The sequence below is a fragment of the Exiguobacterium sp. LL15 genome (genome assembly GCF_024436095.1).
GTDB lineage: Bacteria > Bacillota > Bacilli > Exiguobacteriales > Exiguobacteriaceae > Exiguobacterium_A > Exiguobacterium_A indicum.
Genome location: NZ_JANFNX010000001.1, coordinates 1002714 through 1018977, shown reverse-complemented (window position 1 = coordinate 1018977; position 16264 = coordinate 1002714). Strand labels below are relative to the sequence as shown.

At 47.9% G+C, this 16264-nt stretch carries 19 protein-coding genes; all 19 read right to left on the bottom strand.

Annotated features, from left to right (window positions below; genetic code table 11):
- Positions 1–7: 7 nt before the first annotated feature.
- The 19 genes from NOM72_RS05005 to NOM72_RS04915 all read right to left on the bottom strand — a co-directional run bounded on the left by NOM72_RS05005 (position 8) and on the right by NOM72_RS04915 (position 16254).
- Complete coding sequence (locus tag NOM72_RS05005; protein ID WP_023468633.1) at positions 8–538, bottom strand: ReoY family proteolytic degradation factor; 531 nt, start codon at positions 536–538, stop codon at positions 8–10.
- Positions 539–566: 28 nt separating this feature from the next.
- Positions 567–1829 carry a tetratricopeptide repeat protein gene (locus NOM72_RS05000; RefSeq protein WP_255997978.1) on the bottom strand — a complete coding sequence of 421 codons (1263 nt, stop codon included), beginning with the start codon at positions 1827–1829 and terminating at the stop codon, positions 567–569.
- 35 nt (positions 1830–1864) lie between these two features.
- Complete coding sequence (aroA, locus tag NOM72_RS04995; RefSeq protein ID WP_058264830.1) at positions 1865–3121, bottom strand: 3-phosphoshikimate 1-carboxyvinyltransferase; 1257 nt, start codon at positions 3119–3121, stop codon at positions 1865–1867.
- Positions 3112–4173 carry a 3-dehydroquinate synthase gene (gene aroB, locus NOM72_RS04990; protein WP_023468636.1) on the bottom strand — a complete coding sequence of 354 codons (1062 nt, stop codon included), beginning with the start codon at positions 4171–4173 and terminating at the stop codon, positions 3112–3114. The genes aroA and aroB overlap by 10 nt, the downstream gene beginning before the upstream one ends.
- Positions 4170–5324, bottom strand: coding sequence for a chorismate synthase (aroC, locus tag NOM72_RS04985; RefSeq protein WP_255997976.1), 1155 nt, complete (start codon positions 5322–5324; stop codon positions 4170–4172). The genes aroB and aroC overlap by 4 nt, the downstream gene beginning before the upstream one ends.
- A 19-nt stretch (positions 5325–5343) precedes the next feature.
- Positions 5344–6120 (bottom strand): CheR family methyltransferase, encoded by a 777-nt coding sequence (locus tag NOM72_RS04980; protein WP_023468638.1) that lies wholly within the window; start codon positions 6118–6120, stop codon positions 5344–5346.
- 192 nt (positions 6121–6312) lie between these two features.
- Positions 6313–6729: a nucleoside-diphosphate kinase gene (ndk, locus tag NOM72_RS04975; RefSeq protein ID WP_023468639.1), complete on the bottom strand. Its 417-nt coding sequence runs from the start codon at positions 6727–6729 to the stop codon at positions 6313–6315.
- 93 nt (positions 6730–6822) lie between these two features.
- Entirely contained in the window at positions 6823–7785 is a 963-nt protein-coding gene (locus NOM72_RS04970) for a polyprenyl synthetase family protein (RefSeq protein ID WP_023468640.1), read from the bottom strand.
- 1 nt (position 7786) lies between these two features.
- The gene (locus tag NOM72_RS04965) at positions 7787–8494 is read right to left on the bottom strand and encodes a demethylmenaquinone methyltransferase (RefSeq protein WP_023468641.1); all 708 of its coding nucleotides are present in this window, start codon (positions 8492–8494) and stop codon (positions 7787–7789) included.
- 22 nt (positions 8495–8516) lie between these two features.
- A complete protein-coding gene (locus NOM72_RS04960) occupies positions 8517–9095 on the bottom strand; it encodes a heptaprenyl diphosphate synthase component 1 (RefSeq protein WP_023468642.1) in 579 nt (192 codons plus the stop codon).
- A gap of 140 nt (positions 9096–9235) precedes the next feature.
- Complete coding sequence (locus NOM72_RS04955) at positions 9236–9508, bottom strand: HU family DNA-binding protein (protein WP_012370671.1); 273 nt, start codon at positions 9506–9508, stop codon at positions 9236–9238.
- Between the two features lie 85 nt (positions 9509–9593).
- Positions 9594–10328, bottom strand: coding sequence for a hypothetical protein (locus NOM72_RS04950; RefSeq protein WP_035396816.1), 735 nt, complete (start codon positions 10326–10328; stop codon positions 9594–9596).
- A complete protein-coding gene (locus NOM72_RS04945) occupies positions 10325–10501 on the bottom strand; it encodes a DUF2768 domain-containing protein (RefSeq protein ID WP_023468644.1) in 177 nt (58 codons plus the stop codon). The genes NOM72_RS04950 and NOM72_RS04945 overlap by 4 nt, the downstream gene beginning before the upstream one ends.
- A gap of 39 nt (positions 10502–10540) precedes the next feature.
- On the bottom strand, positions 10541–11566 hold the full coding sequence (locus NOM72_RS04940; protein WP_023468645.1) for an NAD(P)H-dependent glycerol-3-phosphate dehydrogenase: 1026 nt from the start codon (positions 11564–11566) through the stop codon (positions 10541–10543).
- A gap of 14 nt (positions 11567–11580) precedes the next feature.
- Entirely contained in the window at positions 11581–12891 is a 1311-nt protein-coding gene (der, locus tag NOM72_RS04935) for a ribosome biogenesis GTPase Der (RefSeq protein WP_023468646.1), read from the bottom strand.
- 123 nt (positions 12892–13014) lie between these two features.
- Complete coding sequence (gene rpsA / locus NOM72_RS04930) at positions 13015–14148, bottom strand: 30S ribosomal protein S1 (protein ID WP_023468647.1); 1134 nt, start codon at positions 14146–14148, stop codon at positions 13015–13017.
- A gap of 102 nt (positions 14149–14250) precedes the next feature.
- Positions 14251–14850 carry a lysophospholipid acyltransferase family protein gene (locus NOM72_RS04925; protein WP_255997971.1) on the bottom strand — a complete coding sequence of 200 codons (600 nt, stop codon included), beginning with the start codon at positions 14848–14850 and terminating at the stop codon, positions 14251–14253.
- On the bottom strand, positions 14847–15521 hold the full coding sequence (gene cmk / locus NOM72_RS04920; protein ID WP_023468649.1) for a (d)CMP kinase: 675 nt from the start codon (positions 15519–15521) through the stop codon (positions 14847–14849). The genes NOM72_RS04925 and cmk overlap by 4 nt, the downstream gene beginning before the upstream one ends.
- Positions 15522–15597: 76 nt before the next feature.
- On the bottom strand, positions 15598–16254 hold the full coding sequence (locus NOM72_RS04915; protein WP_023468650.1) for a flagellar brake protein: 657 nt from the start codon (positions 16252–16254) through the stop codon (positions 15598–15600).
- Positions 16255–16264: the final 10 nt, after the last annotated feature.

The following is a 16264-nucleotide window of genomic DNA, read 5'->3' as shown; positions in this document are numbered from 1 at the left end:
CCTTCTGTTAAGGAAGTTGACTTCGAACGAGCCGTAACTGTTCGGAAAGAGAGTGGAATCGATGTTGATCGCGTGCATCCAGCGCTTCATCAATCAAGCGGACTAAACGTTCTTCTTCCTGCCGATTGACCGTGACCGCGATGAAATGTGTCGCTTCATCCGCTAAGCGCGGTTCAACAGCAACTTCTGGGCGAAACGGATTTTCCTCGAGTAAAGACAAATACTCGTCATCCATCATCATACCTTGGAAGTTCAACTCGATATAGATATCTTCCGATGTCAGGCGAATATCATGATACGCTTTTTCTGGATCTAGCGTCGTGACATTCCCTTTTTTGAAGAGAAATGGTTCCGCATCGAATCCGTATGTCGTCATGATGATTGCCTTCGGAGCGAAGGTCGCATTTTGAACGAAGTGTACCTGCTCAAGTTTTGCCTCATTGCGCAACCAATAATCGATGATCCATTTCGCTTCCCGTCGCTTTAACGTGTAATAGGTCAAGATGCGGCGTAAGAATCGCTGCTTTCTCTCTATCATCTCAATCCTACTCCCTTCTCCCGTGAAGTCATCCATCCATTCGTTCAACATAGTCGACAAGTTCGTTATCTTCTGGTGTCAACATAGCAGCGCGACGGAGAAGACGTTGTCCCTCTTCACGCCGTCCTTCCTCGACGAGTGCGAATCCATACTCTTTCAAGAAGAGCGCATCTTCGGTGAATGCACCTTCGACTATCGCATAATTCTCCATCGCTTGCGTGTATTCCTCTAAGGCATACAAAGCGCGTGCCCGGTACCATGTCAGAATCGGAGCAGTGACGTGTTCTTCGATGGCAGAGATCGTCTCGATCATCGCTTCGTGGTCCTCGTCTTCAGCAAGTAACGAAAGCAAACGTTCCGCTGCGACGATTGATTCCGGATTCAAGGCAAGTGCTTCACGCAACGCTTGGACGCTTCCAGCGCGATCGCCGAGTTTTAGAAGGAACAAGGCTTCCATCGTCCGCAACTCATCATTGTAATCGTCGCGCTCCATTCCCTGTTTGATGACGTTCAGCGCTTCTTTTGTCAAACCAAGTTCGGCTTGGCTTTCCGCGTATGGTACGTACGCCGACGTATAGTCCGGATCCTGTGCAATCAATTGCTGGAATGTCTCGACCGCTTTTTGGTGTTGACCGACACGGTGAGCCGTCATCGCAAGACCAAACAGTGTATGCAAGTCGGAGCGTTCTGCGACAGCACGTTCGTACAGTGGAATCGCATCTTCAAATTGTCCTGTCATCGCGAGTGATTCCGCGTAAAGGGCATCGAGCGGCAATTCAGCACGTAACTCTGGTCGCTCCGTGATTTCGGCGAATAACGGTACCGCCTGATCAAACGCACCGAGCGTCATGTAGAGCTCAGCCAAACCGTATGCCAGTAACGGTTCGTCCGGTGCAAGGTTACGCGCTTCCTTCAGTTTCGCTAACGCTACTTCGTCAAGACCTTGCGACTGATAGAGGTCAGCGAGTAATACGAGAGAACGTGGACCATATTCCGAGTCTGTTGTGTCGACCTGCTCGAGGACGGAGATTGCTTCTTCTTCGCGATCCAAATCGATATAACACTCTGCTAGTAACAAGGCGACTCCCGCATTACCCGCATATTCGACGTAAAGTGGCGCCAAGAGATCGACCGCCCGGTCAGACAATCCGAGTTCGATATAGAGATCGGCAACGGCGAGGCGGTCCTCATCCGTTCCTGTCTTTTCGAGTTTTTCTAATGCTGCTAACGCTTCTGAGGTGTGACCGTGTTCCAATTCTTCGATGATGCCATTCAATAGTTGTTCATTCAAGGCAAACGCCCCACTTTCTGTCATCCGCCTCTTGCTTACTCAGATTGGTCGGATTGAAGTTTCTTTAAATCATCATAGAACGTTGGGTAGCTGACTTCAACTACTTCGCGTCCATGAACCATAATTTCTGGATTGATCGTCGCCGCAATCGTCAACATCATCGCAAGCCGGTGATCACCTGCACTGTCGACTTCCGCTGCTTGCAGAGGTGTCGGTCCTTCGATGATCATGCCGTCATCCGTTGCCTCGATATTCGCTCCAAGACGCTGTAATGCCGTCACGACGGTCTCGATCCGATCCGTTTCCTTGACACGAAGCTCTTGTGCATCGCGAATGATTGTTCGTCCTTCCGCTTGCGTCGCAAGCAAAGCGAGTAACGGAATCTCATCAATCAAGGATGGAATCTGATCACCTTCGACCGTGATTGCTTGTAACGATGTCGTCTCGACGGTCACATCTGCCGTCTCCTCTCCACCGTCTTCTGAGCGATGATTGATTTCGACACTTGCACCCATCTGGCGTAACGTCTGTAAAAAACCAATCCGTGTCGGATTCATCAAGACGTGGGTCGTCGTGATGCGACTATCCTGCCCGATCGCTGCCGCCGTCCACCAAAACGCTGCTGACGATGGATCCCCTGGAATGTCGAGTGACGTTGCTTGTAAGCGTACAGGACCTTGAACACGAATGTGCCGACCATCCTCATGTTCAACGATTGCTATGTCAACGCCGAACTGCGGCAACATCCGTTCCGTATGGTCGCGTGACAGGATCGGCTCGATGACCGTCGTCTCACCCGTCGCATGCAGACCTGCGAGCAACACGGCACTTTTCACTTGTGCACTTGCGACTGGTAACGTATACGTCGTTCCGACAAGCGGCGTTCCTGTAATGTGAAGCGGCGCCGTCTCACCTGTGATGTTCGCTCCGAACAACGCAAGCGGTTCCGTGATCCGTTTCATCGGACGTCTACGTAAGGAAGCGTCGCCATCGAGCGCGTACGTCGCTTGACCGCCTGCTAGGATACCGCTCAAGAGACGAATCGTTGTTCCCGAGTTTCCGCAATCAATTGTCGCTTCTTGGAACGTATCCGTTCCGGTAATCCGAATTTCCTCTGGTGTTCGATCGATTTGTGCACCAAGCGCCTGCATCGCTTCTAGTGAAGCAAGACAATCGGCCCCTTCAAGTGCGTTTCTGACACGTGTCGTTCCCTCGGCGATTCCGCCGAACAGGAAAGCGCGGTGCGTCATTGATTTATCGCCTGGTACTTGTACTGTTCCTCTTAAGCCCATTCTAGACACCTCACTGTTTGATTGAATGCTTGGCGCAATCGTTCTTCGCTAATCGCTTCTAAAATGAAGCGCCCTTCTTTTTCAAGGACGAATCGAATCATTGCTTGGTGGTTCTTCTTGTCGCGACGCATCAGTTCAAGATAGGTCTTAAACGATTGTCGATTCGGTAATTCCGTTCCAAGACGGTGGAGCAATTGCCCGAGCTGCTTCGCCTGTCCGTCATTTCCTTCCAAGAACTTGACGAAGACAAGTCCGATCCCTACTGCCTCGCCATGCGCAAGACCAGGACTCGCATATTCAACGGCATGACCGAATGTATGTCCATAATTCAAGAACGCACGCATCCCTTGCTCCGTCTCATCTTGTTCGACGATATCCCGTTTCACATTGATCCCCCGTGCGAGCCAGTCTTCTAAGTCGAGTCCTTTGACAGCATCCAGCGAAATATCGAGTAACGAATCCGCAAATGATGGTCGCGCAAGGAACCCATGCTTGACTAACTCAAAGAAGCCACTTCGCCATTCCCGGTCTGGTAATGTCTGAAGGAGCGTTAAATCATATACGACACCACTTGGCTGATAAAATGCACCGACTAAGTTTTTACCGAGGGAGAGGTTGAGACCAACCTTTCCACCAACACTTGAATCATGCGCTAACAGTGTCGTCGGAATTTGAAGGAACGGGATGCCGCGCAAAAAGGTTGCCGCGACGAATCCCGCTAAATCACCAATCATTCCACCACCGAACGCAAGGATCAAGCTATGACGTGTCATCCCGTACCGAACCCCTTCTTCGAGTAGAGCGCCATAGACGGCAAGCGACTTACTGTTCTCCCCTGGCGCAACAGTGCTGATATGAACATCGATCGACGGCGATACATCCGCTAATGCAGCCTGCAATCGATCCATCTGCAAGTGATGTACTGTTTCATCCGTGATGACCCAAATGCGGTCCGCCTCGTTCAGCGCGGAAAGATGCGATAACCGGGCTAATGCCCCATTTCCGATAAGTACTGGATATGACGTGTTCAACCGGATATCAAATTCGATCAAAACGTCCGGACCTCCTCTTTGTAAGCAGCGACGGCAGCCTGAAGGCGATCGAGTGTCGATGTCCCGAACATTTCAAGGATAGCGACCGCAATCTCAAACGCGACGACGGCTTCTAGAACAACCGATGCGGCCGGAACGGCACAGGCATCACTTCGTTCGATTTGTGCCGTGAATGCTTCCTTCGTCTCGATATCGACTGATTGTAGTGGACGATAGAGCGTCGGAATCGGCTTCATCGCAATTTGGACGCGAATCGGCATGCCTGTCGACATTCCACCTTCGATTCCGCCTAGATGGTTCGTCCGCCGATGATAGCCGGATACATCATGAACGATTTCATCTTGGACGGTACTCCCCTTGCGACGACCGAGTTCATATCCGTCACCAAAACCGACTGATTTCATCGCATTGACGCTGATGACAGCTTGCGCAATTCGACTGTCGAGCTTTAAATCGTTTTGAGTGAAGGATCCGACTCCTGGCATCATGCCCGTCACGACGACTTCGATTTCACCGCCGAGTGTATCCCCTTCTTTTTTGGCCGCATCAATTTCCTCCATCATCCGTTGCCCTGCTTGTTCGTCAGCACAGCGAACGGGTGAAGCGTCAATCGTTTCCTGATGTTCGACGGGATCTTTCCACGGTGCATCGATGCCACCAATCGACCGTACGTGCGAGAACACTTCAATCCCGAGTTCATTCAGTAATTGTTTAGCGAAGGCGCCGACGGCAACACGTGCTGCCGTCTCACGAGCGGAAGAACGTTCTAGTACATCGCGTAAATCGCGATGACCGTACTTCAATCCACCAACGAGATCCGCATGTCCGGGGCGTGGACGCGTCAACGTCCGCGGGCGCTCCAACTGTTCTTCGAGCGGTTCCGCTTGCATGACTTGTGTCCAGTGCGTATGATCCTTATTCTCGATGAACAAACTGATCGGTGATCCTGTCGTGTATCCATGACGGATCCCGCCACGCGCATCGATTTGATCCTGTTCGATTTGCATGCGTCGTCCGCGTCCGTATCCGCCTTGGCGACGTGTCATTTCACGCTGGATGGCTTCGAAATCAATCGTGAGTCCTGCTGGCATCCCATCGATGATGACGGTCAACCCTTTTCCATGTGATTCTCCTGCTGTCATGTAACGCATTCGCTTCATCCCTTCCTGATCAACCGATTTTTTCGTAAAAGAAGCTCTGTTTCATCTTTAACCCAAACCGTTCGGGTTGGAAAATTTGTTCCGTTCCACCAACGAATAAGATTCCGCCTGGCTTTAAGGCCTCGACGAACGAACGATAGACGTGCGCTTTCGCTTCTTCTGTAAAATAAATCAGCACGTTGCGGCAGATGATTAAATCAAACCCCGTATCGTACCGGTCTCCTAACAGATTATGTTTACTGAAACGAACGAGTCGTTTGATTTCCGGAACGACTTCGAACGTTTGCTCTTGCTCAATGAAGTATTTCTTTTTACGCGCTTCGACGACTTCATTCAATGCAGAAGCTCCGTATCGACCAAGCTTGGCTTTTTCTAGGACGAGTTCATCCAAATCTGTTGCTTGAATCGTAAAGGCGGATGGATCGAGCCGTTCACTTAAAATCATCGCAAGGGAGTATGGTTCTTCTCCGGTCGAACAAGCTGCGCTCCACGTCCGGATTCGTCCATGTGCTCGCGACTCTAGGATCGGTAAGATATCTTGTTCCAATTGTTGCCAACGAATCGGATTACGGAAAAATTCACTGACATTGATCGTCATTCGATCTAAAAACTCGTCGTATAACGATGTGTCCTTATCCATTGCCTGCATATAAGAAGCAAATGTACTATATCCTTTTTTGTCACGTAACGCCGTCAATCGCCGTTTCATCTGTGCTTCTTTATACTGACCGAGATCAATCCCTGATTTGGTCTTGAATCGTTGAATAAAAAGTTCATAATCTTCCAATTGGCACACCTCGCTCACTCTCGATATCGAATGGTCATCTCCATGACCGGTTCAACTTATTTTCTATAGTAGCATAAAGCTATAGGCATTCCAAAAAGCAATTCGACAATTGGGTCATTCCGTTTTACAAGAACACGACAAAAGGGATTCGATCAAATCGAATCCCTTCCCCGTTGTCTTTCTATTCATGAATTACGCGTTGACTGGCTGTCCTTGAAACCAGAGGGCAAGCTCACGCTCCGCACTCTCGACACTATCTGAACCATGGATGACGTTCTCACTCATCGTGTTCGCGAAATCACCACGGATCGTTCCAGGTGCTGCTTCAAGTGGTTTTGTTTTCCCGATCATCAAACGCGAGACGGCAACGACGTCTGCACCCTCGACACGAAGTGCAACGACAGGACCTGATGTGAGGAAAGTGACCAACTCTCCAAAGAACGGTTTCTCCGCATGCTCTTCGTAATGTGCTTTTGCTAACTCTTCTGTGACGTTCATCATTTTCATTTCACGAATGATGAATCCTTTGCGTTCAATCCGTCCAATGATTTCCCCAATCAATCCACGTTCTACGCCATCCGGTTTGACCATCAAAAATGTCTGTTCCATCTCTAGTTCCCCCTATGAAATGCTTTTAGAAAAGCGCTTACATAGTCAGTTTACTGGCTTTTAAGAAGAACAGCAAGAAATTTTTGACAATCTTCAACCTTTTCGTTTTCCAACGTAGCGCGCGACTTCTTCAAGCGATCGCTTCGCAGAGGATTTAGGTAATGGTTCGAGACGTTTGATGGCACGATGGATGTAATGATCGACTGTTTGTTGCGTTCGTTCAAGAGCTCCTGAAGTTTGAAGAAACGACAATAAAGGTGCGACTTCTTCATGTGTTGGCATACTCTCGATTTTTGAAAGACGTTCATAAAAGACAGCATCTTCTGCACCATAAAAGACAGGTAATGTTTTGTGTCCATGACGCAAATCCTCTGCTACGGGCTTACCAAGTTCTGTGCGATTCGCTGTGAAATCAAGCAAATCGTCAGCAATTTGAAACGCAAGTCCGATATCTCGTCCAAACAACCGTAACGCTTTCGTATCGGCTGCAGAACAGTTCGCAACAATGGCACCTAGGTGACAACTCGCTTCGATGAGAATGGCTGTTTTTCGTTCGATCCGTTTGATGTAGCGTTTAATCGACTGTTCCCAATCATATTGGTCATAGATTTGTTCAATCTCACCTTCGCAAATTTCACGCATCGTATGGACCATCACTTGGACAAGTTCCGGCTTTCCGACTTCACCAATCAATCGAATCGCCTCTCCAAATAGATAGTTCCCGGAATACAGTGCGACTTCTTCATCAAAGTATTGCATGACAGTCGGTTTCCCTCGTCGTAGTTCCGCGTCATCAATGACATCGTCATGAACGAGTGATGCCATATGGACGAGCTCAAGACTGGCCGCCACACGAATCAGCTCATCCCGATCTGCTTCACCGAATTTAGACGCTAACAATACGAATGCCGGTCGAATCCGTTTTCCACCAGCCTTCAACAGTTGCTTTCCTGCCGCATCGATCGTTGGTTCCTCAGAAGCGATATGACTGATCAGAAAACGATCGACTAAATTAACTTCCTTCGTGACATCACGGTATATGGAATGCAGTGACATCTCACCACTTCTTCCCAAGGTGCATCGCAGCAGCCCCACCCGCGAATGCCTTGACTTCCACTTGCATGAAGCCTGCCTGTTCGAAGAGTTGTTTCAGTTCGACGCGGTCGAGGAACACTTCCGTCGATTCTTGTAGCCAGTTGTATTGATCGTATGATTTCGCAAGCAATCGCCCGACTTGTGGCATGATTTTTCCGAAATACAATGAATATGCCTCGCGGAAAATCGGTGCCGTCGGTTGACTCGTCTCGAGACAGACGACCGTTCCACCTGGTTTTAAGACACGATGCATCTCTTTGATGACCTGTAGATAATCCGGTACGTTTCGTAGACCAAACCCGATCGTCACATAATCGAACGAGTTATCACCGAACGGTAGATCCATCGCATTTCCGTGAATCAATTCGATGTTTTTCATATCGAGCGCTTCTACCTTCTCCACGCCGACTCTTAGCATGTTCTCTGAAAAATCAAGTCCTTTGATGACACCTGTCGGACCGGCTGCTTTCGCTAGTTGAATCGTCCAGTCCGCTGTTCCACAACAAAGATCGAGACATTTAGCACCCGGGAAGACTTGCATCCGGCGCATCGTCTCGCGTCTCCATAGTTTATGCAGTCGGAAGCTGATGACTGAATTCATTTGATCATAGTTCGTTGATATCGATTGAAACACTTCATATACTTTTTTTTCTTTATCTTTTGCCTGCACACCGCTCACCCTTTCCAAGATCTCATGCTACCGCCATCTGCTCGAGATGCGATAACAGTAATTTCTGTGCGACCAGATCCAATTGTTCTGCCTGTTGTTGAATGATCTGCCGCCCCTGTCGTGTCAGCCATTCTCGTTTCGTGATTGCTGCGAGTCCTTGCATTAATCCGAACTCTGCTGTTAACCATAAGAGAACTCGTTCTTCCGTCGATGCATAATTCATTTCGTGAAGGGCACACTTTGCCTCGTTGACCCGTTGAATCGTCCGTCCGAGTGAAACGAGAATCTCTTTTGGTAACCCAGCTAGCTGTTCGAAAAAGTAGCTCGAGAATAAATCTCCTGCTAATACAAGCAACTGTCGCTCCTTCGAACCGCGTAGGGTTTCATTGACACGCTCATGCAGACGTAGCGCTACTTGTGCGAAATGAATCGCTTTGACGAGTGCTTCCGTATCCAGCGTGTCATGTTGAGCGACATCAATCAACCAACTGATCTGTTCACGATCGATGGAAGGGAAATCCACATGTCGAGCCAATCGTGTCGTTTGTTTAGTGGTGAGTGCAGTGATGATTTCATCCACGCGCAGCTCATGTTGTTCCATGCTTTTACCCCCCGATCTCCAGTGCCATCTCGTTGATGGACGTTCTTCTTTTTTAATATACCATAATCGGCGGGCTTTCACGCTTCTGAATGTCCACAAAAAAGCCGCCCGAGAAAATCTCGGGCGACTATGTAGCCGGATTACTTCACAGCATCTTTCAATGCTTTACCTGGTTTGAAGGCAGGTACTTTACTTGCTGGAATCTCGATATCTTCTTTCGTACGTGGGTTGCGACCTTTACGGGCTGCACGCTCACGGACTTCGAAGTTACCAAATCCAATCAATTGGACTTTTTCTCCAGACTGAAGTGTCTCAGTGATCGATTCGAATGTTGATTCAACAACTTTCGTCACGTCTTTTTTTGTAAGACCTGATTTTTCGACGACTGCTTGAATGAGTTCAGTTTTGTTCATTACTTTCACCCCCTCCCAATCACTTCTTCGAGGGTAATCATACCCCATAAACGTTGCTATTACAACATTTTCGTGTAAATAACGTTCAATTTTCAGATTCTTCGCTCGATTTCTCTGAAAACACAGGTTCGCCTTTTTCGTTTATCGTGTAGCTTTGAGAATAGGCAGGAACAAAAGGTTGATCTTCATAGAGCAAATACCGAATATCTTGACCGACTTTCGGCTTTTTCTTCGCAGTTTGAACAGCTTTCTTCAACTCTGGTAAATAGTTGATGAAGAGGCGTCCTTGACCATCGACATAGATTGACAACTTTTCATCTGAATACGGACTTGGGACAGTCGGTTCTTTTTTGATGAATAGTTTTTTATAGTCAAGCGTAAACTGGTTTTTTCCGAACGATCCTTTAAACGGATACTTTTCGTTCTTCTTCCGATACGCATCAATTCGAACTTGGAGCTTCTGTAACTCTTCTGCAACAAGTAAATCCATCAACTTAACAGTTGGTTTCGTGTCGACATCAACTAACAGATAGATGAATGTTCCGCCACCTTCAAAACTGTTTGATGGTGGGTCACTCATATAACGCGGAATGAGCCGCCCTAACTCGATTTGATAACGCTCCATGAGCGGAGTGTCCGCTTCCATCGTCTTAATGGGCAAAACACCCGTGTCTTTTTGATACGCATCGACAGCATCCTGTACGGTACGTAACTGTTGCGGATACGGTACGCGGTTCGACGGTTTCTGACTGTCTGGAAATAGACAACCTGATAACAACGTCACCGGAATGAGCATGAGGATCACGAACCACTTCTTCATGCGCTTGGTCCCGCCATGACGATGAACACCATGATGATCGATGCGACGATGAAACAGACGAATGCCAAAGTCGATACGAGAATCTGCCATATCCCTTTCAATTTCGTCCGACTGACCGTGACCAGCAAGACACTGATCGCAAAGAGTCCGATGCCAGCGAACGAGATCCACATTTTTATTAATCCTGGACTCAAGGTTTCCACCCCACTCCGTTAATCTTTCGTTGTGAAGAGATGCTCGATTTCATTTTTTTGTGGTCGTTGCATCAACTTTTTGACTTCTTCTTCCGGCGTATGACCATCGAAAAGAACGTGGTATAACGCAGAAGTGATTGGCAGTTCGCACTGCTTCGTCTCCGCTAAATCATAGGCGGCTTGTGTCGCACGAACACCTTCGACGACCATTCCCATGTTTTCTAGCACCGTTTCTAACTTTTCACCGCGACCGATGGCATTCCCCGCACGCCAATTGCGACTATGGACCGATGTACAAGTAACGATCAAGTCACCCATTCCCGTCAATCCAGTAAACGTCATCGGTTTAGCTCCAAGCATCGTACCGAGACGCGCCATTTCGACCATTCCACGCGTTATCAAAGCAGCTTTCGCGTTGTCACCATAACCAAGACCATCCGTCATCCCGGCGGCAAGCGCGATGATGTTCTTCAAAGCACCACCGAGTTCTGCGCCAATGATATCCGCATTCAGATAGACACGGAAGTTTTCATTCGTGAACAGCTCTTGAACACGACCTGCTTCTTCTAAATCTTCTGAAGCAATCGTTACCGTCGTCGGTTTACGTAATGCGACCTCTTCAGCATGGGATGGACCCGTCAAGACACAAATCGCTTTACGCTTCGCTGGATCGACCTCTGCTTCGATTAATTCTGACAACCGAAGATGTGTCTTTGGCTCGATTCCTTTCGATGCATGGATCAAAACGACAGGTTCCGTCAGCAACTCATTTAGTTGACGAGAAACCGCTCGAATCGCAGAGGATGGTGTGACGATCAAGATATGCGTCGCCCCTTCGACCGCTTCTTTAAGATCCGTCGTTGCCTTTAATGCTTTTGGTAACGCAACACCTGGCAAGAACTGCGTATTTTCATGATGCTCATTGATGCGGTCGACATTCATTTGTTCACGACCGTAAAGAATGACTTCTTGATCATTATCAGCTAAGACGAGCGAGAGGGCTGTTCCCCAGCTCCCTGCTCCGATGACTGCGATTTTGGTCATACTGACTCACCTCATTATTGTTTTTGACGGGCTAAAATCCGGATTGGTGTACCTGTGAAGTCAAATGCCTCCCGGATCCGGTTCTCGAGATATCGTTTATAGGAGAAGTGCAACAATTCTGGATCATTGACGAACAAAACGAACGTTGGCGGACGTGACGCGACTTGAGTCGCATAGTTGATCCGAAGACGAACCCCTTTATCCGTCGGCGCCGGGTTCATCGCGACCGCGTCAACGATGACATCGTTCAAGACACTTGTCTGAATACGTTGTGCATGACTGTGTGCTGCTTGTTGAATGACCGGTAACAACGTCTGCAAACGACGTTTTGTTTTTGCTGAGACGAAGACGATCGGTGCATAGTCAAGGAAACGGAATTCTTCCCGGATCTCTTCTTGCATCTTTTTCATCGTCTTATCATCTTTTTCGACAGCATCCCATTTATTGACGACAATGATGACCGCACGACCTGCTTCGTGCGCATATCCCGCCACTTTTTTATCTTGCTCGATGATGCCTTCTTCGCCATCAAGAACGACACAGACGACATCTGCCCGTTCGATTGCTTTTTGAGCACGCATGACGCTAAAACGTTCTGTTGATTCATAGACTTTCCCGCGTTTTCGCATCCCGGCCGTATCGATGATGACGTATTCTTGATCATCCCGCGTAAACGGTGTATCAATCGCATCGCGTGTCGTACCAGCGATGTTTGAGACGATGACACGTTCTTCACCGAGAATCGAGTTCGTCATACTTGATTTCCCGACGTTCGGACGACCAATCAAGGCAAACTTGATCGTACTTTCGTCATATTCTAATTCTTCTTTATCTGGTGCGAGTTCAAGGACACGATCGAGTAAGTCACCGAGACCAAGACCATGTGTACCAGAAATCGGGAACAAGTCTCCGAATCCAAGGGAGTAAAATTCATACATTAAATCACGCATTTCAAAGTTATCGACTTTGTTGACAGCGACGACGACCGGTTTATTCGAACGGAATAACATGTTCGCGACTTCCTCATCCGCTGCTGTAATTCCTTCGCGTCCGTTCACCATGAAAATGATGACATCCGCTTCATCAATGGCGAGCTCCGCCTGATGACGCATCATTTGAAGTAGGGGCTCATCCCCGACTTCGATTCCACCTGTATCAATCAAATGAAAATGACGATTCAGCCATTCTCCAGTTCCGTAAATACGGTCGCGGGTAACGCCTGGCTTGTCTTCTACGATTGAAACCCGATCTCCAATCACCCGGTTAAAAATCGTCGACTTTCCGATATTTGGGCGACCTACGATCGCCACGACTGGAATTGCCATCCCAACACCTTCTTTCTCTTCTCTCGCTTCATAGCCGTTCTATTGTATCAAATCAAACTGTCATATACCATAACAAACCGCATATAAAAAGCGGACACGCTTGTGTCCGCTTTGTGTCATTACTTATTCTTTCTGATCAGAATCGTCTTCAGTCAAGTCAGCGACTGAGAATCCTTCTGATTGATTCGTATAATCCGAATAATCGTCAGCGGATGATTCTTCCTCTTCAAGGACACGTGTTGATAGCGAAATCTTATGCTCATCAAGACGCACTTCGAGGACTTTCGCCTCAATTTCCTGTCCTTCTTCGAGTACTTCCGAAGGTGAACCGATGTGACGGTTCGCGATTTGCGAAATGTGTAAAAGTCCTTCTACTTGTGGCGCAAGTTCAATGAAAGCCCCGAACTGAACGAGACGACGCACACGTCCTTTGACGATATCGCCAGCTTCGATCTTCCCTTCCATCTGTTGCCATGGACCAGGTTGTGTTTCCTTGATCGATAACTTCACCTTTTCCGTATCACGGTCGACACCAAGTACTTTGACTTCGACTTTTTGACCTTCCGTGACGATATCCGAAGGACGTTCGACACGGTGGTGTGCCATCTCCGAAATATGAACGAGACCGTCGACGCCACCGATATCAACGAAAGCACCAAAGTCCGTTAAACGTTGGACTGTACCTTCGAGGATTTGACCTACTTCTAAATTTTCGAGTGTCTCTTTTTTCTTCGCGTTCAATTCGCCTTCAACGACGGCTTTATGCGAGAGAATGACACGGTTCTTCTCTTGATCGAGTTCAACGACCTTGACTTCGATCGAACGACCGATGTAATCCGAGAAATCCTCGACATAATGCCGTTCGACGAGTGACGCCGGAATGAATCCGCGGACACCGATATCAACGACGAGTCCACCTTTGACGATGTCCTTGACGACAACTTCAAAGATCTCACCTGATTTATACTTCTCTTCTACTTGCTCCCACGCTTTGAGCGCGTCGATTTCTCGTTTCGAGACGACGACCTCTTCATCCGTGATTTTCTTGACCTTCACTTGTAGTTCATCTCCGACGTTCAGCACGCCGCGAATATCATCGAGATGAAGACTCGATACTTCGCTGATCGGTAAGATGGCTTCTGTTTTATATCCGATATCAATGAGTGCTTGCTTGTCTTCAATTTTCACGACCATTCCGGTAACTACCTGGTCCCGATGAATTTCAAAATCAGGCATATCTTTCATTTCTTCGACCATTCCAAAACAACCTCCTCACGATGAGTACAAGAAACGCCTGACAGATGTCAATGCGTTTATCCTGCTTCTAACTTCTTACAATTCTGACTATTTGTCAAGGTATTAAGCGTGATTGAAGTAGACGGATTTGATTTCGTCCATGATTCGGTCAGAAATCGATTTCGCCGCGCCGCGTTGGTCACGTAAATCCGAGATATCAACTGGTTTTCCGATCGCAACATGCATCCGTTTGAACGGGCGGTATGATCCGATGATGGCAATCGGTAAAATCTGAGCATTCGATCGTAACGCAAAGAAGCCGACACCTGGTTGTGCTGATGTGAATTCACCTGGCGCAGATCGCGTTCCTTCTGGGAAAATACCGACCGTCTCATCTGAATTCAAGAGCTCAATCGTCCGTTTCAAAGCTTGACGATCGCCTTGACCGCGACCGACAGGATATGTTCCTGCCGCAATCATTAATTGTTTTAAGGCAGGAACTTTGAACAGTTCTTCTTTTGCCATGTAACGCACCGCGCGTTCCGGTGGGATCGCGCTGACGAGGAAGACTGGGTCCCAGTTCGAGCTGTGGTTGGCACAGACAAGTAAGGAACCGTCTTTCGGAATGTTCTCTTGCCCAGTCACTTTCAATCGGAAGACTGTTTTCGCAATGACCCAGACGACAAACCGCGCAATCCGGTAAATGGTATCTTGACGTTTCATTTTAGGACACCCTCTGCTAGCTCCATCAATCGGACGACGACTTCATCAATCGTCATCTCTGTCGTATCGAGATATAGTGCATCGTCAGCTTGGCGTAATGGCGAGACTTCACGCTCACTGTCGCGCTTATCACGCAGTGCGATCTCTTCTTGAAGAATCGTGATGTCACTGTCCATTCCACGCGCGATATTTTCACGATGTCTTCGAGCTGCACGCTCTTCCACAGTTGCCGTTAAAAAGACTTTTAATTCTGCATCCGGCAATACGACTGTACCGATATCACGTCCATCCATGACGATTCCGCCGCGTTCAGCTAATTTTCGCTGTGCCGTGACGAGTGCAGCCCGGACTTCTTTTTGACGAGCGACGAACGAGACATTATTCGTGATTTCGATGGAACGAATCGCATCCGTCACTTCGCGATCACCAATAAAGACACGTTGCCCGTTTTCGCCTGGTGTTAAACGAATATCAAGCGATTTCATTAATTCTCCGAGCGCTTCCCCATTATTGAGATCAAGCGATTGTTCAAGTGCTGCCAACGTCACGGCCCGGTACATAGCTCCTGTATCAATGTATACATAGTCAAGGCGCGCTGCCAATTGTTTTGCGATCGTACTTTTCCCAGCACCCGCTGGTCCATCTAAAGCGATTTGAATCTTTTTCATCATCCATCCAATCCTTCCATCTTCCCTATGATTGATAGGGATTCATTCTTCCGAACGTTATCATAGCAAAAAAATGCGGTCAGGTGAATGGATTCATGCCCCTTCTTGAACTTTTCATTTGCATTTGATAACAGTGACGCAATACAAGTTCACGACTTCTGTCGGGAATCATCGTAAATTGGAAGGCTAATTCATACCTTTCTTCCCGTCGATCGATTCGAACAAGTTCAGCCACGACGTCTAGTGTACTTGATACCCCATCACCCGTAGGTAAGATGAATGTCATCTCCACTTCTTCATCTTTTGCAATCGGTAATTGATCTGACAAGATCATCATTCCACCAGCCGATAAATCAAGCGTCACCGTCGTAAACGGCTCGAAATGCGCTTTATGAGGATGTACAGCGACATCGAGTATTTGCGGCACTCGAACGAACTGACGTCGTTGGATGCGTTCGATTTGATCATCCTTTGGTCGTTTCAAAGCATAACGTTGACCACGAAGTGGATCATTTTGTCGTTCAACGACGACCGTATCAAATCCAAATAATTTGCCTTTCTCCTTAAAAAAATAAAATGAAACTTCTTCTTGCTCTGACAAGATGAATGTTTTAAGTGTCGCGACCTCACTCGGCGCTTCAATCCAAATCAAACGGTTCGTCACGGCCGTCACTTTTGAGCGACCTTGTCGATCCTCACTATTCGAAAGCATTACCAAATCCCCGATTTCCATCATGTTACTCCGC

What these genes read in the sequence shown, in the direction of transcription:
- NOM72_RS05005 (WP_023468633.1), bottom strand. Translation starts at nt 538, where the DNA reads ATGATAGAGAGAAAGCAGCGATTCTTACGCCGCATCTTGACCTATTAC.
- aroA (WP_058264830.1), bottom strand. Translation starts at nt 3,121, where the DNA reads ATGGGCTTAAGAGGAACAGTACAAGTACCAGGCGATAAATCAATGACG.
- aroC (WP_255997976.1), bottom strand. Translation starts at nt 5,324, where the DNA reads ATGCGTTACATGACAGCAGGAGAATCACATGGAAAAGGGTTGACCGTC.
- ndk (WP_023468639.1), bottom strand. Translation starts at nt 6,729, where the DNA reads ATGGAACAGACATTTTTGATGGTCAAACCGGATGGCGTAGAACGTGGA.
- NOM72_RS04970 (WP_023468640.1), bottom strand. Translation starts at nt 7,785, where the DNA reads ATGTCACTGCATTCCATATACCGTGATGTCACGAAGGAAGTTAATTTA.
- NOM72_RS04960 (WP_023468642.1), bottom strand. Translation starts at nt 9,095, where the DNA reads ATGGAACAACATGAGCTGCGCGTGGATGAAATCATCACTGCACTCACC.
- NOM72_RS04955 (WP_012370671.1), bottom strand. Translation starts at nt 9,508, where the DNA reads ATGAACAAAACTGAACTCATTCAAGCAGTCGTCGAAAAATCAGGTCTT.
- NOM72_RS04950 (WP_035396816.1), bottom strand. Translation starts at nt 10,328, where the DNA reads ATGAAGAAGTGGTTCGTGATCCTCATGCTCATTCCGGTGACGTTGTTA.
- NOM72_RS04945 (WP_023468644.1), bottom strand. Translation starts at nt 10,501, where the DNA reads ATGTGGATCTCGTTCGCTGGCATCGGACTCTTTGCGATCAGTGTCTTG.
- NOM72_RS04940 (WP_023468645.1), bottom strand. Translation starts at nt 11,566, where the DNA reads ATGACCAAAATCGCAGTCATCGGAGCAGGGAGCTGGGGAACAGCCCTC.
- der (WP_023468646.1), bottom strand. Translation starts at nt 12,891, where the DNA reads ATGGCAATTCCAGTCGTGGCGATCGTAGGTCGCCCAAATATCGGAAAG.
- rpsA (WP_023468647.1), bottom strand. Translation starts at nt 14,148, where the DNA reads ATGGTCGAAGAAATGAAAGATATGCCTGATTTTGAAATTCATCGGGAC.
- NOM72_RS04925 (WP_255997971.1), bottom strand. Translation starts at nt 14,850, where the DNA reads ATGAAACGTCAAGATACCATTTACCGGATTGCGCGGTTTGTCGTCTGG.
- cmk (WP_023468649.1), bottom strand. Translation starts at nt 15,521, where the DNA reads ATGATGAAAAAGATTCAAATCGCTTTAGATGGACCAGCGGGTGCTGGG.
- NOM72_RS04915 (WP_023468650.1), bottom strand. Translation starts at nt 16,254, where the DNA reads ATGATGGAAATCGGGGATTTGGTAATGCTTTCGAATAGTGAGGATCGA.